We start from the raw sequence: 14,006 nt of genomic DNA, 5'->3' as shown, positions 1-14,006 counted from the left end.
CTAGCTAAATTGGACTAGTGGACTTTCTGACCAGTCCGTTCGACTGGTGGATCGAGCCCTTTTACGACAACGTCTTCATGCGGAATGCCCTGTGGTCAGGGCTGCTAGCGGTGCTGGCCACTTCTACGGTGGGAACGTGGGTGGTACTTCGGGGGATGAGCTTCTTCGGGGAGGCCTTAGGCCATGGGGTGTTGCCCGGAATAGCCATCGCCTTCATCCTCGGGGGCGACACCATGGTGGGCGCGGTCATAGCCGCTCTGGTCATGGTTTTCGGCGTCAACCTCATTCGGGCCCATTCGCCGTTGCCCGAAGACAGTTCGATCGGGCTGCTCTATGTGGGTTTCTTGGCCTTAGCGGTGGTAATTCTGTCCAGCAGTTCTGGGGCCTATTCCGGAGACATCACCCGATTCCTCTTCGGATCCATCACTGGGGTGACCGACAGCGACCTCCTTCGTCAGCTCATTATCGCCGGAATCACTTTGTTGGGAATAGTGGTGCTCCATCGGGCATTTCTGGTCATGACCTTCGACGAAGTGCAAGCCGAGCTGTTGGGGCTTCGGCCCCGAGTGGCCCATGCCGCATTGCTGGCGCTGTTGGCTATCGCCATTGTGGCGTCATTTCAGGCGGTCGGAAACTTGCTGGTATTTGCATTCTTGGTAGCCCCGCCGTCTACTGCGGCCATGTGCGTGCGGCGGGTCCCTGCCATCATGATCACCGCAGTCATGCTCGGTGCTGTCGCCGTTGTCGTTGGCCTGCTCATCAGCTACCACCACGACACCGCCGCCGGTGCCACTATGGCGCTGGGCACGGTCATCCTGTTCTTGATCGCTCTGCTGATTCGGTCTCTTTCTGGCACCTACAACGTGCGGCTCATCACCTAGTGGTCCGTCAACTCAACAGCAGGGTTGCGGTTCCGGCGAGCACCGGATGGGTGCCGTCGCGGGCCAGCCAAACATCGCATTCGACGGCACCATCATCGCCGACCGCGGTGACTGAGCCGCCGGCCTCCAACCGGTCGCCAGCGAAGACGTTGTCCAGAAAACGCACGCGGATCTTCTGGATGTGTTCGGCACCACCGGCCCAGTCGCCCAGCATGTTCATAACATAACCCAGATTGTTGGGACCTTGATTCACCGGCTGATCTCCCATGCCCAGTTCTCTCACGGTGTCGACATCCCAGTGGATGGGATTGGAATCGGCCAGCAGGGCAGCCATCGTCTTCATCTTTTCGGCGTCCACCGATTCGATGGCCATCCGAGGCAGCTCGTCACCTACTGATGGAATTGGCTTCTCGCTCACTAGGGCCTCCTGGGAAAGATGAACGAATTGGACACCACAGACGACACTTCGCCATCGGGGGCAACGACCTCCAGTTGGAACGCCACAATGTCAAAGGTCCCCGTGCGGGCCCCTTCTTTGCGGACCGCGCTGGTGATCTCCCCCCGCACGGTGTAGGTGGCACCGATCTCCAAAGGGCGCAGCTGCTGGATATCGCACTCGCCGAACATCGGGCCATCGTCGGCTGACCCATAGCAGAGGGTGAACATCTCGTCGATGGAGATGCCCAATCCGGCCATTGCCGCGTAGTAGCAGAACATGGGATGGGCGATGCCGTCGGTTCGCTGGGGCGCGCCGAGGACGTCGTTGGTCAGCCAGACCCTCCACGGTTCCACGGCGTAAGTTCCACCGGGGAATTGCCTTCCCACCAGGGATTCCAATTCCTCGATGGTCGGAGTCTCTGTCGCCGAAGTCATTGCCTCACCACCGGCAGGCCTCTGGTATGGCCGGATGGTCGGGAGCGGGATACTTGCGGTGCAATGGCTGCACCACCTCCTCGCCGAAGCGCTGGATCTGCTCGCGGGTCGCCTCGAAAGACGGACCGGTGACCATGCGGAATTGCACGGTGAAGTACTGCACGCCTAATTCCTCGTGATACTGCTCCAACCGTTCCCGGCATTGGGCGGGGGAGCCAACCACGATGTGCTCGCGGGCCGACTCGGTGGTGATCTTTTCCGGAGAGTCGAATTCGGGGTGGTGGGCCAGGATTCCCTGCTCGCAGTAGAACCGCATCTCGGGCACATAGTGGGACCCGTACTGCTCGGCGGCCTGTTCGAAGGTGTCGGCCACCCATGCTTTACGCATCAGGACGATAAAGGGCTCCTTGCCGTGTTCGATGGCCCTGGCCCGGTAGGCGCCTGCCTGTTGGTCCCAAACTTCCTTGAGGATGGGGAAGTCATCGCAAGTCCAAGACTCCGCGTAAACCCCACACCGCTCGATGGCCGCGGGCAGCTGTCCGCCGCCCCAGAATGGGAACCGGGGCTGCTGATAGGAATTGGGCGACAACAAGCCGTCGTTTACCTGGTAGAAATCTCCGTCCCAGCTGAATCGCTCCCCCTTGGATTGCAGGGCCTTGTCGATGATGGCCACATTCTCCAAGTAGCGGCCCAGCATCCGCTCATGCGGAACGCCGAACTGGCCCCAATAGCCGGCGTGGAAACCCCGACCCCAGGTCATGTACAGCCGACCCTTTGAGATGTTGTCGATGATGGCGCACTGCTCGGCCACCTCCATGGGGTGGTAGAGGGTGTTGACCAGGCAGTAGGAGCCAATAGCCACCCTGCTGGTCTCCCGGGCCAAGATCATCAACAGATTTAGCGGTGACCCGAAGTACGACTCGGTGCGGCCATGGCGGTCGGGGACTTGAATGGAGTGGAATCCCGATTGTTCAGCCAGGATGCCCTCTTCGATCATGGCATCAAGGACGTCGGCTGCGTTGGCGGGCTCGGGCAGGGGCTGGTCGTAGTAGCCATGGTTGGTGTCGATCAGATAACCGATGCGCAAGGTGGACTCGCTTTCTGAGATCGGGAAGTCTGTTTGGATAGAAGCTAGTAGCCGCCGCTGGGTAGGCGTACGCTGAGCCGCCGGGAACCAGCATCGGGCAAAGGAGCGCACTGTGGCCATTCACACCGAGATCGACGAGCAAGGCATTGCCGTCGTCACCATGGACAATCCGCCGGTGAACGCCCTCAACATCGCCGACACCTATCGGCTGGCTGAGATCTTCCGCGGCTACAAGCACGACTCTGATGTGAGAGTCGTTATCCTCACCGCCGTAGGTCGGGGATTCAACGCTGGCGTGGACATCAAGGAGATGCAGGCCATGGAGGGCTTCGAAGGGGTCTTGGGCACTGGAGATGCCTGCTATGAGGCCTTCGGGGCGGTGTACGACTGCGCGGTGCCGGTGGTCGCCGCGGTACAGGACTTTTGCCTAGGCTTGGGGATTGGCCTCGCAGGGAACTGCGACTTGGTGGTGGCTGCCGAAGGGGTCAAGTTCTCCATGCCCGAGGTGGACAACGGGGCCCTGGGGGCAGCCACTCACACCGCTCGGCTGGTTCCGGAGAAGGTGATGCGCTGGATGATGTACAGCTGCGAGCCGGTAGCCGCCGAAGACCTCCAGCGGTGGGGGACAGTGCTCAGCGTCGTACCGGGCGATCAGTTGATGGACGAGGCCCGCAGGGTGGCCGGGGTGATCGCATCCAAGCCACCGGGGGTGATTCGCAAAGCCAAGTGGTCGATCAATGGGATAGACCCGGTGGACGTCCACCGCAGTTATCGATTCGAGCAGGGGTTCACCTACGAGTTGAACCTCATGGGCGAAGGCGAAAAGGCCCGAGACGCCTTCATCCGAGGCGAGCGGGAGTCGAACAAAGCCGCCCAGTAGTGGTTGACACCGTCATTGTTGGGGGAGGTTCGGCGGGATCGGTCTTGGCGTCCCGGTTGTCGGAGGATCCAGCCCGCAGAATTCTGCTGTTGGAAGCCGGCCCAGACCATGGGGACCGCCTGCCCCCAGAATTGGCCGACATCACGGTCTCTTCTCATCCCCAGCATGACTGGGGCGATGCAGTGCGGCTACCCGGTGGGAGGACTCAGCACTATCCCCGGGGGCGAGTGCTGGGTGGTAGCTCGGCCGTCAACGGCGGGATAGCCGTGCGGGCCATGCCCGAAGATTTCGACTCCTGGGGCTTCTCCGAATGGCGATGGGAGGCGATGCTGGACAGCTTCAAACGACTGGAGGCCGACCTTGATGGAGAAGAGCAGTGGCACGGCCGCGATGGCCCTTTGCCCATTGTGCGCACTCCCGAGTCTGAGCTCAACCCGGTCCACGCGGTGTTCTACGAAGCGTGCGAAGCAGCTGGCTACCAGTACCTCGCCGACCACAACGCCCCAAATTCCTCCGGCTCTGGTCCTCTGCCCCGCAATCGACGAGGGCTGCAACGGGTATCGGCTGCTGATGCCTACTTGACCCCTGAAGTCCGAAGCCGCCCCAATCTGGAGGTACGAGGACAATGCGTGGCCACAGCAGTGCGATGGCGGGGCAACCGGGCCATCGGAGTGGACGTACTGTGCGACGGCCGAAATGAGTCCATCCCCGCCCGTGAGGTGATCGTGGCCGCCGGTGTGGTCCAATCGCCGATGTTGCTATGGCGTTCCGGTATCGGTCCGGCATCAGAGCTGACCGGATTGGGAGTCGAGATCGTGGCCGATCGCCCCGGGGTAGGGGGCAACTTCTCCGACCATCCGGCCATCTACTTGTTCGCGGCGCCCAAGCCGGGGATGGTGTCTTCTGACGATGTCACCATCCAGACCCTGCTGCGATTCACCAGTTCATCGGGACCGGCCAATGATCTCCAGCTGTTTCCCGTCGGGGTAATCGATCTCTCTTCCAGTCCCCGGCGTCGAGCCGAAGCCAGAGGTTTGGATGTGGTTTTTGCCTTCAACGCGGCTCTGCAACGGGTGGAGATCAGGGGATCAGTTCACCCAATGTCGCTTGATCCGTCCGAACCTCCGACAATCACCTATCCGTTCCTAGCTCACAAGCCCGATCTGGACCGGCTGGTCGAAGCCTTTGAGCTGGGTTTGGAGCTGTTGCTGTCACCCTCGTACCAGAAAGTGGCCGATGGCCCGCTGTTTATCCCGAATCGCCTGGCTCGCGATGATCTGCTGGCCCACGTATTCGCCCACCATGTGGCCTTCTACCACGGCGCGGGTACCTGCGCCATGGGCCCGTCTGACGATCCCGCCGCAGTAGTCGGCCCCGATGGCCGGGTTTGGGAGACCGAAGGGTTGAGGGTTTGCGATGCCTCGATCATGCCGGAAACCCCCAGAGCCAACACCAACCTGAATGTCATCGCCATGGCCGAGCGAATGGCTGAACTGATCTAACGGAGAATCGCCGTCACGCCGCGGTAAGGGCTAACCCCAGGATCTGTTCGGGAGACGTGAAGTCGAGGCCCAGTGATTGGGCTACCGCCGGCTCGGTTACCTGCCCCTGGCACACTGAGAGGCCGGCCCGGAGTCCGGCATCGACTCTCATGGCCTCCCTCGGGCCGAGATCGGCCAGCATGGTCATGTAGGGGAGAGTGGCGTGCTCTAGGGCGAATGTGGATGTGCGAGGGACGGCGCCGGGCATGTTGGCCACGCAGTAGTGGACCACGTCGTAGGCAAGATACGTGGGATTGGCGTGGGTCGTGGGCCGTGAGGTCTCAATGCAGCCACCTTGATCGATGGCCACGTCCACCACTGCCGACCGGGGCCGCATGTGCTTGACCATCTCCGTGGTGACCAGGTGCGGGGCGCGGGCGCCTCGAACCAAGACTGCCCCAATGACCAAATCGGCCCCCAGGACCGCTTCCTCGAGAGCGCCTCCGCTGGAGTGCAGAGTGTGCAGGGCCGAGCCGTATCGCGAGCTCAAGTCCTCCAAGACCACAACGTCCCGATCGATCACCGTCACGTCGGCGCCCAACCCGATGGCCATTTGCGTTGCGTTCCGGCCGACCACGCCCCCGCCAAGGATGACCACCTTGGCGGGGGCAACGCCGGGCACACCACCGAGAAGCACCCCACGTCCGCCTTGTGATGACTCCAGGCAATGGGCTCCAGCCTGGATCGACATCCGCCCGGCTACCTGGGACATTGGGGCCAGCAGCGGAAGTCCGCCGTTGGGGCCCACTACTGATTCGTAAGCGATGGCGGTCACACCCTGGTCAACCAGCTCGGCAGTCTGGACTGCGTCTGCGGCCAGATGCAGATAGGTGAAAAGAACTTGGTTCTCGTCGAGACGGGCCCGCTCCTCGGCCTGGGGTTCCTTCACCTTCACGATCATCTCGGCCCCGCTGAACACCTCTTCAGCGGAATCAGCGATGACCGCGCCGTGGGAGGAGTACTCCTCGTCGGTAAACCCCGCCCCTGAACCGCAGCCCCGCTCAACGAGGACTTGGTGACCGCGATTGACAAGTTCAGTGGCACCACCGGGCGTCAACGCCACTCTTCGCTCTTCGTTCTTGATTTCCTTGGGAACCCCGATGCGCATTGAATGCCTCCACCACAAATCGATGGTTACGAGGATATTTTACCCGCGATGGTGGTGAATAAATCTTGAATCTTTGCTGCGAAAGCGCCATGAGGCGAAACTTTTATTCGCAATAGCGCTTAAAGTCGCGTATTTTGTGTGTTACCTCATTTTGATTCACACGTAGCTTCTGAGGAGTAAGACCAGTGACGGAATTGGATCCAATCGATCGATCGATCCTCAACGAACTCCAGACCGATGCTCGCATGTCCAATGTCGAACTCGCGGAACGGGTGGGCCTATCGCCTTCGGCCTGCTATCGGAGGGTTCGCCGACTAGAAGCAAACGGGGTGATTGCCGGCTACGTGATGATCGTCAACCCTGAAGCCATCAACCGCTCTCTGGACGTATTCGTCGAGATCTCCTTGGTAAGCCAGAGCGAAACCAATCTGCGTCAATTCGAGAAGGAGGTCGTGGAATGCCCGGAGGTTATGTCCTGCCATCTGATGGCTGGCGATGCCGACTACCTCCTCCACCTGGCCGTGGCCGATCAGCGGGACTTTGAGCGGATCCACAACCAATACCTGTCGCGCTTCAGCGGAGTGGGACGTCTCCGGTCCAGCTTTGCCATCCGCTCTGTGTGGGAGACCACCCGCCACGAGCTCTAGCTTTGGGTCATGACGACGGCCGCCCAGCACACCTACGACTCCTACGAAGATTTGGTGGAGGACTACCTCGAGAGGGGCTGGACCGATGGGTTGCCCGTTATGCCCCCCACGCCCGACAAGGTGGCCGCATTTCTCGATAGCGCCGGGCTCTCCGGGGACGAAGTGCTGGGCACAGTTCCCACCCGGGAGGTGACATGCACCGCGGAGCAGGCGGCAGTGAATGCGGTTATGGCTGGCTGCCTCCCCGAGTATTTCCCAACAGTGGTGGCCGCAGTTCGGGCCCATCTCCATCCCAAGGGCAACTGCCACTCGACCACCGGGACGCTGTCAGGCGCCGCTCAGGCGGTCATCATTAACGGACCCGTCCGAAACGAGCTGGGCGTAGCCTCTGGAGCTGGCTGCTTCGGACCCGGATTCAGGGCCAATGCCACCATCGGTCGGGCGCTGCGCCTGGTGATCCGCAACGTGTGCCGGGGCATTCCCGGTTTCTTGGATCGGGCCAGTTTTTCCACCCCGGCTCGCTACACCTTCTGCTTCGGGGAGAACGAAGAGGTCTCCGACTGGGAGCCACTGCACGTTCAGCGGGGCCTGTCTCCCGAGCAAAGTGCGGTAACCGTCCACTCCCTGATGAAGATGGTCGAGGCCACCGATTTCACCAGCCGCACCGCCGAGGCAGTGTGCGAGACCCTGGTGCGCGACATCCGGGCCAATGGAGTCGCGGGCGATTCTTGGCTAGGAGAGGACGGCAACTTAGTCATCGTGATCGGCCATGAGCATCATCGGTTCTTTCTCGAAGAGGGATGGTCGAAGGCCGACATACAGCAATACCTATGGCCCCGGCTCAATGCCCCCGCCACCAGCGCCACCGACCGCATGGCCCGAATCGGCAAACCCGAGGGCATCCTCATCGTGGCTGCCGGTGGGGCCGGCATGGGGGCAAGCTGGCTCTTGCTACCCCACCTGGCCCTCGCCATCACCGAACCAATTCTGTGAAGAAGAACAGGCTAGGGTAAAGACATGACTGCCCTTATCGGCCTCGACCCCACTTCGGGCCCGTTCGACCGTACTGACGATCACGAATTCTCTCCCCGGCCAGCCAGTCTGGACGGAGCAGTGGTCGCTTTGGTAGCCAATGGCCTCGGCGAGGGGGAGATCTTCCTGGATGCCCTCTACGACGAGTTGACCAAGCTGAGCAATCCTCTAGCCCCGCTCAAGGTGGTCAAGAGCTCGGTCTCGATACCCCCTGATCCGGGTGATTGGAGCAGGCTCACCGAGGAGGCGACTGTTGCCATAACCGGCTTTGGCGGTTGAGGCAGCTGTAGTGCCCGCAGTTTGCGGGACGCAGTGGAGTTGGAATGGGCTGGCGTCCCCAGTGTCGCCATCGTCCACGAGGAGATGAGGGGCTCAGCCCAGGCAATCGCTCGAGTGAGCGGATGCCCAGACTATGAGTTCCTTGCTGCCGATTACCCGTGGACCCCAACCGCCATCTGGTCGAAAGAGGAGTGCCTCGAACTGGCCGAGATCATGGCCCCCAAGGTCCTGGCCGCATTGACCGGCCAGAGCTAGCCGCTACTCCGCTTAAGCGGAGTTCGCCGAGGAAATAGCAGCAGCACCAAATACACCGACGGCAGCAACAGCCGCGCCCAGCCAAAATGCGCTGGCAAAGGCAGCACCAGAGACGTTCTCTCCCACTGCCAACACCAGTACTTGGACGCCAGCAGCAGTACCCAGGCTGGTGAGTGTCTGGAACATTCCAGTTGCTGCTCCTAGGCGATCCATCGGCACTGCTCCCACGACCGAAACCTGATAGGCCGGCCCGGCCACCCCAAGTCCCCCGCCGGCCAGTGCTAGCCCCAGGATCACCAGCACTACGGCGTCGACCAGCGATCCCGCCGCAAAGGACACCATGGCCAAGACCACCAACGTGCTGCCCAAACAGGAAGTCCAACGTTCGCCCCGGGTCGCGGTTAGACGACCACCCACCGGCGAGCTGAGGCTGAAAAAGATCAGGCGGACTACCAGAAACACGGTGGCCGCAGTCAGGGTGTACCCGTAGCGCTCCTGCAATAGTTGGGGGGCGAGGATGAACCCGCCCATATAAGCCGCGTTGGCCGTGGCAGAGGCCACAACCGGCCCGGCATAGTTCCGGCGGCGGAACCACTCAAGCGGGACCATCGGGTGAGCCGTGCGTCGTTCGATGGTCACGAATGTCCAGATGGTTGCCGGCACGAGGGCCAATAACGCCAATGCCACCGGGTGCTCGAAACCCAAGTTTGCCCCTCGGTCTAGAGCCACCATCAATACAATTACCGCAGCCACCAAGCTGAGCGCCCCCGCCACGTCAACCGGCTTGGCTTCGCCCGCACGGGTTGGCCGGACTACGAAGATCGAGGCAATCAGGCCGATCGCGGCAATTGGGGTGTAGATGGCGAAGATGGCCCGCCAGCCCAGCGCGTCCACCAAGGCGCCACCGGTAACCAAGCCGATAGCCGGCCCTCCAACGGCCGCGAATTGGAACCAGCCCATGGCCCTAGCACGTTGATTGACCGGGAACGCAGCCATCATGATGGCCATCCCGTTGGGAATCATCATGGCCCCGCCCAGCCCTACCAACGCCCGGAACCCGATAAAGCTAAGGGCATCCCAGGCCAGCCCGCACACCCCGGTGGCCGCCGTGAACACCGTCAATCCGAGGATCAGCATCCGCCGGTGACCCCATAAGTCGCCCAGAGTGCCGAATACCGTCGTCCCTGCAGCTAAGCCGAGAAACGGGGCGGATACCGCCCACGACAGGGTGGCATTGGTGGTGCCCAGATTCTCCGAGATGTCTGACAGAGAGGCTCCGATGATGGTCATGGTGGAGCCGAACACCACCTGCCCGGCCAACAGGGTTACCAGCAGCCTCCAGGCGTAGGCCGCATCATGCGGAGTTGTTGAAGTGCTCAGTCTTTCAGCTCAATCAGGACTTCGTAATAAGGCTCGGTGCCGGTGTTTACTGCGGTCTCGATGCCGCCCTTGGATATGAACATGGACTGACCGGGAATCACGTCGCCCTCCACAAGACCGGAGAACTCACCCGTGGTGTCGGGTTCGAAGTCTCCCGCGACCTTGTCGCCGGTCACCTGGACCAGCACATAGTCGAGATCGTGCCGGTGAAGGTCAGACCGCTCGCCAGGGTCCAGGCGCATTTCCCAGATCCGAACCCGGTCGTTCTCCATCAGCAGTTTGGTAGCCACGTCTCCGAATACCCGTTCTTCGCTCATACCCGCATCGTAGGCTCACGACATGCCCAGTGCAGAGCCGCCTGGAGTGCGGTACGCCATGTCGGAGATCGACGCGGACGGAGAAGGACCGCGACTGGCCATGCTGGAGGCCATTCTCGACGGACCCACCTTTGCCAGGTTGGAACGAATCGGGGTGGGGAACGGCTGGCGGTGTGCCGATGTGGGGGCTGGTCGAGGATCAGTGTCGAAGTGGCTGCGAGATCGGGGGGCTGAAGTGATTTCGGCTGACATCATGCCCCGGTTCTTGAGCGGTCCCCATGTTCGCACTCACGACATCTGCGACGGCCCGGTCGAGGACTCAGCCTTCGACTTGGTGCACTGCCGGGCCCTGCTGGCCCACGTTGCCGACTTCGATGGCGCCGTCGACAATTTGGTGGCCTCGGCCCGCCCAGGAGGATGGGTCATGGTCGCTGAACCCGACTACGGGACCATGATGGAGTGCGAACCCGACCATCCCCGAGCCGAGGTGTTCCGCCGCTTCCGGGAACGGTCGACTGCTGGCACCAGGATGGACGCTTTTGTAGGCCGCCGCGTCCACGAGGTGCTCGGCGCCCGTTTGCAAGATGTGTCCTCAGAGGGGCTGACCGACTTTGTGTGTGGTGGATCATTGCGGGCCCGCTATCGCCGCTTCACCATGGAGGTCGCTCGGCCGCTCAGCGCTCGCCGTGACGACTACGACGAAGCTGAGTACAACGAACTGCTGGCCTGCTTCGATGATCCCAGCTTTCGCTACATCGACTGCCTCTGGGTTGCTGTTTGGGGAAAGCGACCTGAGGGTTAGTGGCGTGCTAAGCCATCGGGATGACTGAGGAGTTCAAACACGACCTGCCCGACGGTATGACGGACTGGATTGCCGAGGCAGGGGGCGGGGCCATCACTCGCTTAGAGCGCCACATCGCGCGACGGGAAGCGTGGGTGGTCGATGTGACCCGACCCGATGAGTCGGTGGCCGAGTACTTCTTGCGCTTGGATCGGGAAGGGGACGGCAGTGGGACGCACTCGGTGAAGAGCGAAGCCAAGGTTCAGACCGCGCTGGTCGAGACCGGCATGAAGGTTCCCGCCATTAGCGCGTGGAACGATGATCTTCAGGCTGCTTTGCACGAGAGGATGCCGGGACGGGCCGACTTGGATAACGCCGAACCCGAAGAGCAAGCCGCGGTGCTCGAGGACTTCATCCAGCAGTTGGTCCTGCTTCATTCGCTGGATCCCGACTCGCTGGGGCTCGACCACATGCCCATTCCCGCCACATCGGACGAGTGCGCGTTGGGCGAGATCGACTTCGTGGAGCAGTTCCTCGGCGGCATGGTGACTGACCCGCTGTATACGTATTCGCTTCAATGGATTCGGAACCATGTTCCCGAGCGCCTTGACCGAGTGAGCCTCTTGCAGGGCGATACCGGGCCAGCCAATTTCATGTTCCACGAAGGGCGGGTGAGCGCCATAGTCGACTGGGAGTGGGCCCACTTCGGAGATCCCATGGAGGACTTTGGCAATATCTGCACCCGGGAGTTCTACTGCCCTTCGACTCCCGATGAAGGTCTCGCTCCAATGTTTCGCCGGTACGAGGAGTTGTCCGGGTTTCCCGTTCACCTCGACTCGGTTCGCTACTACCGGGTGCAGCAGTTTGTACGGTCCATCGTGTCGCTGGCCCGCATTACCGCCATCAACGACCCCCAAATGCCCAATGCCATGAATTGGGCCTATCGCTACATCTGCGAGCGGGCTACCTGTGAAGCGCTGGCCGACGCCATGGGCATCGAGTTGGAGCGTCCCGAACTGCCCGAGAGCGCGACGGCCAGTTCTCTTGAAGGGGTGGTCATCCAAAACCTGCGCGATGAGGTGCTGCCCGCCGTCGACGGCGACTACCCCCGCCATCGGCTGGAGCACGCCACGCTGTTGGTGGAGTGCTTAGACCGCCAGAGGCAGTTCGGCGCCGAACTTGCCAACATCGAATTGGACGAGATCGCCGCGCTGACCGGCCGACGGGCCGGCAGCCTTGATGACGGATTGATGGGGCTAGACCACGCAATCCAGGGTTGGGGTAGAGAAAAGGAGTCTGAGGTGCTCCGCTATCTGGCTCGGCGGGCGTGGCGGCTGGAGTACTTGTGGAAGCCGGTGGTGGACCTGTTCCCCGACCGCAAATTCTCAAGAATCGACTAGCGCTGCCGCAGGCCCATCATCTTGATGGCTTCCACCAGATAGCCATTGGGGTCGGCTCGCTTGGCTTGGGCGGTCTCCTTCAGGGCAGGTGCGGCAAAACCCTCAAAGTCGTCATTTCCCAATTTGGCTATAAGCGCCTTGGCCACGTCGACCGGGTCCATGAACGCGCCAGGGGGCTGGGGGAATGGGTCGTCGTTTCCCGGCTTGGGGGTGGAGAATTCGGTGTCAGTGGAACCAGGGGTGAACAGATGGGCCCGAACGCCGGTTCCCACCAGATCAAAATAGAGTCCTTCGGTGAACAAGTTGAGCGCAGCCTTGGCCGCCCCATAGGCCCCGGTGCGAAAGGCCATCGACTGGGTTCCCATTGACGACACGTTGACGATTGCCCCCGAGTCCCGGTCCAGCATGTAGGGCAGTAGGGCCAAGGACAACCGAGCTGATCCGGTGAAGTTCACCGCCATGGTCTCGTCCAATTCCTCGGGGGTGAGTCGTTTCATCGACCGCCGACGGGGAGCGCCGGCGTTGTTCACCAGTACGTCGATGGGCCCCATTTCGGCCCAGGCTCGCTCCGCAAACGGGGCCACGCTTTCGAGGTCAGCCAGATCCAGCATCCACCAGCAGCCGTCTCCCCCGACATCTCGCACTTCGCCCAACACCTGTTCGAGGCGGTCGCCACGCCGGGCGGCTAGGCCAACAAAGGCCCCACCCCGCCCCAGCTCTACCGCCAACGCCGCGCCGATGCCCGATGAGGCACCGGTTACCAGCACTCGTTGGCCAGCCGGATCCCAGCTCATCCTGCGGTCAACCCGGCGTCGATACTCAACACTGCTCCATGTATTCGATGGGCTTCATCAGAGGCCAGATAGGCCACCGCGGAAGCGATGTCATCGGCCTGGGCCATGCCCCGCATACCCATGTATCGCCCCATCAGCTCCAAGTCGGGTTCGCTGGGAAAGCCGAAGGATGCCGCCAGATTGGTCTCCACTCCACCGGGTGCGATGGCGTTGATCCTTATGCCGGTCCTTGTCGTCTCCATGGCCATGGCCTTGGTGATCTGAATCACGGCCCCCTTGCTGGCGCAATAGGGCACGGTATAGGCCTGTCCCATCAGTCCAGCATTGGAGGCCATGTTCACGATGCAGCCGCTCGAAACCTCCAAGTGGGGGAGTGCGGCCTGGGACATCCAGAACACCCCTTCAACGTTCACGCCAAAGATCAAATCCCACACTTCCTGGTCGACGTCGCCCACCCGATGGCCCCGGGCCACTCCGGCGATGTTGCACAGCACATCGAGGCGACCGTGGTCGGCCACTACCGAGGCCACCAGTTCATGGCAAGCGTCCCGGGAGCGCACATCGGACACAACCGGGTGGAATACCGCCCCTTCGCCAACCATCGCTGCGGTTTTCTCCAGCCCGTCAGAACTGATATCGCTGCCCACCACGACGGCCCCTTCGTCGGCCAGACGTACCGATGTGGCCTGGCCGATGCCCGATCCCGCGCCGGTGACCACAGCCACCTTTCCCGAAAGTCTCACGAATTCTC

Annotated in this window: 16 protein-coding genes; 8 read left to right on the top strand and 8 right to left on the bottom strand. The window is 61.9% G+C overall.

Annotated features, from left to right (window positions below; all coding sequences use genetic code 11):
* Positions 1-17 precede the first annotated feature (17 nt).
* Complete coding sequence (locus ACOGXH_RS08975; RefSeq protein WP_419928768.1) at positions 18-881, top strand: metal ABC transporter permease; 864 nt, start codon at positions 18-20, stop codon at positions 879-881.
* Positions 882-888: 7 nt separating this feature from the next.
* On the opposite strand, the gene ACOGXH_RS08970 is transcribed toward ACOGXH_RS08975, so the two are convergent.
* Genes ACOGXH_RS08970 through ACOGXH_RS08960 form a run of 3 tightly spaced genes read right to left on the bottom strand, consistent with a single transcriptional unit; the run spans position 889 to position 2,961 of the window.
* On the bottom strand, positions 889-1,299 hold the full coding sequence (locus ACOGXH_RS08970; RefSeq protein ID WP_419928767.1) for a MaoC/PaaZ C-terminal domain-containing protein: 411 nt from the start codon (positions 1,297-1,299) through the stop codon (positions 889-891).
* Positions 1,299-1,754 carry a hypothetical protein gene (locus tag ACOGXH_RS08965; RefSeq protein ID WP_419928766.1) on the bottom strand — a complete coding sequence of 152 codons (456 nt, stop codon included), beginning with the start codon at positions 1,752-1,754 and terminating at the stop codon, positions 1,299-1,301. The genes ACOGXH_RS08970 and ACOGXH_RS08965 overlap by 1 nt, the downstream gene beginning before the upstream one ends.
* 4 nt (positions 1,755-1,758) lie before the next feature.
* On the bottom strand, positions 1,759-2,961 hold the full coding sequence (locus tag ACOGXH_RS08960; RefSeq protein ID WP_419928765.1) for an LLM class flavin-dependent oxidoreductase: 1,203 nt from the start codon (positions 2,959-2,961) through the stop codon (positions 1,759-1,761).
* On the opposite strand from ACOGXH_RS08960, the gene ACOGXH_RS08955 reads away from it, so the two are divergent.
* A complete protein-coding gene (locus tag ACOGXH_RS08955; protein ID WP_419928764.1) occupies positions 2,954-3,721 on the top strand; it encodes an enoyl-CoA hydratase family protein in 768 nt (255 codons plus the stop codon). The two genes, ACOGXH_RS08960 and ACOGXH_RS08955, sit on opposite strands and share 8 nt — an antisense overlap.
* Positions 3,721-5,223, top strand: coding sequence for a GMC family oxidoreductase (locus ACOGXH_RS08950; protein ID WP_419928763.1), 1,503 nt, complete (start codon positions 3,721-3,723; stop codon positions 5,221-5,223). Before ACOGXH_RS08955 ends, ACOGXH_RS08950 begins: the two co-directional genes overlap by 1 nt.
* A gap of 13 nt (positions 5,224-5,236) precedes the next feature.
* Here the strand turns inward: ACOGXH_RS08950 and ald are convergent, their stop codons facing one another.
* Positions 5,237-6,370, bottom strand: a complete 1,134-nt coding sequence (ald, locus tag ACOGXH_RS08945) for an alanine dehydrogenase (protein WP_419928762.1) — start codon at positions 6,368-6,370, stop codon at positions 5,237-5,239.
* 185 nt (positions 6,371-6,555) lie between these two features.
* Here ald and ACOGXH_RS08940 point away from each other — a divergent pair, with 185 nt between their 5' ends.
* Genes ACOGXH_RS08940 through ACOGXH_RS08930 form a run of 3 tightly spaced genes read left to right on the top strand, consistent with a single transcriptional unit; the run spans position 6,556 to position 8,583 of the window.
* Positions 6,556-7,017, top strand: coding sequence for an Lrp/AsnC family transcriptional regulator (locus ACOGXH_RS08940; protein WP_419928761.1), 462 nt, complete (start codon positions 6,556-6,558; stop codon positions 7,015-7,017).
* Positions 7,018-7,026: 9 nt separating this feature from the next.
* Positions 7,027-8,010, top strand: a complete 984-nt coding sequence (locus ACOGXH_RS08935; protein WP_419928760.1) for a hypothetical protein — start codon at positions 7,027-7,029, stop codon at positions 8,008-8,010.
* Positions 8,011-8,034: 24 nt separating this feature from the next.
* Positions 8,035-8,583 (top strand): UGSC family (seleno)protein, encoded by a 549-nt coding sequence (locus tag ACOGXH_RS08930; protein WP_419928759.1) that lies wholly within the window; start codon positions 8,035-8,037, stop codon positions 8,581-8,583.
* Positions 8,584-8,595: 12 nt separating this feature from the next.
* On the opposite strand, the gene ACOGXH_RS08925 is transcribed toward ACOGXH_RS08930, so the two are convergent.
* Positions 8,596-9,903: an MFS transporter gene (locus ACOGXH_RS08925; protein WP_419928758.1), complete on the bottom strand. Its 1,308-nt coding sequence runs from the start codon at positions 9,901-9,903 to the stop codon at positions 8,596-8,598.
* A 56-nt stretch (positions 9,904-9,959) separates the two neighbouring features.
* Entirely contained in the window at positions 9,960-10,280 is a 321-nt protein-coding gene (locus tag ACOGXH_RS08920) for a hypothetical protein (RefSeq protein WP_419928757.1), read from the bottom strand.
* Positions 10,281-10,302: 22 nt separating this feature from the next.
* On the opposite strand from ACOGXH_RS08920, the gene ACOGXH_RS08915 reads away from it, so the two are divergent.
* Positions 10,303-11,082, top strand: a complete 780-nt coding sequence (locus ACOGXH_RS08915) for a class I SAM-dependent methyltransferase (protein ID WP_419928756.1) — start codon at positions 10,303-10,305, stop codon at positions 11,080-11,082.
* A gap of 20 nt (positions 11,083-11,102) precedes the next feature.
* The gene (locus ACOGXH_RS08910) at positions 11,103-12,461 is read left to right on the top strand and encodes a phosphotransferase family protein (protein ID WP_419928755.1); all 1,359 of its coding nucleotides are present in this window, start codon (positions 11,103-11,105) and stop codon (positions 12,459-12,461) included.
* Here ACOGXH_RS08910 and ACOGXH_RS08905 read toward each other — a convergent pair.
* Both ACOGXH_RS08905 and ACOGXH_RS08900 read right to left on the bottom strand, forming a co-directional pair.
* The gene (locus ACOGXH_RS08905; RefSeq protein ID WP_419928754.1) at positions 12,458-13,255 is read right to left on the bottom strand and encodes an SDR family NAD(P)-dependent oxidoreductase; all 798 of its coding nucleotides are present in this window, start codon (positions 13,253-13,255) and stop codon (positions 12,458-12,460) included. The genes ACOGXH_RS08910 and ACOGXH_RS08905 overlap by 4 nt on opposite strands.
* Positions 13,252-13,998 carry an SDR family NAD(P)-dependent oxidoreductase gene (locus tag ACOGXH_RS08900; protein WP_419928753.1) on the bottom strand — a complete coding sequence of 249 codons (747 nt, stop codon included), beginning with the start codon at positions 13,996-13,998 and terminating at the stop codon, positions 13,252-13,254. The genes ACOGXH_RS08905 and ACOGXH_RS08900 overlap by 4 nt, the downstream gene beginning before the upstream one ends.
* Positions 13,999-14,006 lie beyond the last annotated feature (8 nt).

The organism is Candidatus Poriferisocius sp., from assembly GCF_965208355.1.
Lineage (GTDB): Bacteria > Actinomycetota > Acidimicrobiia > Acidimicrobiales > Bin134 > Poriferisocius.
The sequence above is the reverse complement of the archived record's forward strand: the minus strand, read 5'-3'. Positions and strand labels throughout refer to the sequence as shown.

Coding starts and splice junctions, on each gene's coding strand:
- ACOGXH_RS08960 (WP_419928765.1), bottom strand. CDS start 2,961: ATGGCCACAGTGCGCTCCTTTGCCCGATGCTGGTTCCCGGCGGCTCAG.
- ACOGXH_RS08910 (WP_419928755.1), top strand. CDS start 11,103: ATGACTGAGGAGTTCAAACACGACCTGCCCGACGGTATGACGGACTGG.
- ACOGXH_RS08965 (WP_419928766.1), bottom strand. CDS start 1,754: ATGACTTCGGCGACAGAGACTCCGACCATCGAGGAATTGGAATCCCTG.
- ACOGXH_RS08920 (WP_419928757.1), bottom strand. CDS start 10,280: ATGAGCGAAGAACGGGTATTCGGAGACGTGGCTACCAAACTGCTGATG.
- ACOGXH_RS08905 (WP_419928754.1), bottom strand. CDS start 13,255: ATGAGCTGGGATCCGGCTGGCCAACGAGTGCTGGTAACCGGTGCCTCA.
- ACOGXH_RS08935 (WP_419928760.1), top strand. CDS start 7,027: ATGACGACGGCCGCCCAGCACACCTACGACTCCTACGAAGATTTGGTG.
- ald (WP_419928762.1), bottom strand. CDS start 6,370: ATGCGCATCGGGGTTCCCAAGGAAATCAAGAACGAAGAGCGAAGAGTG.
- ACOGXH_RS08915 (WP_419928756.1), top strand. CDS start 10,303: ATGCCCAGTGCAGAGCCGCCTGGAGTGCGGTACGCCATGTCGGAGATC.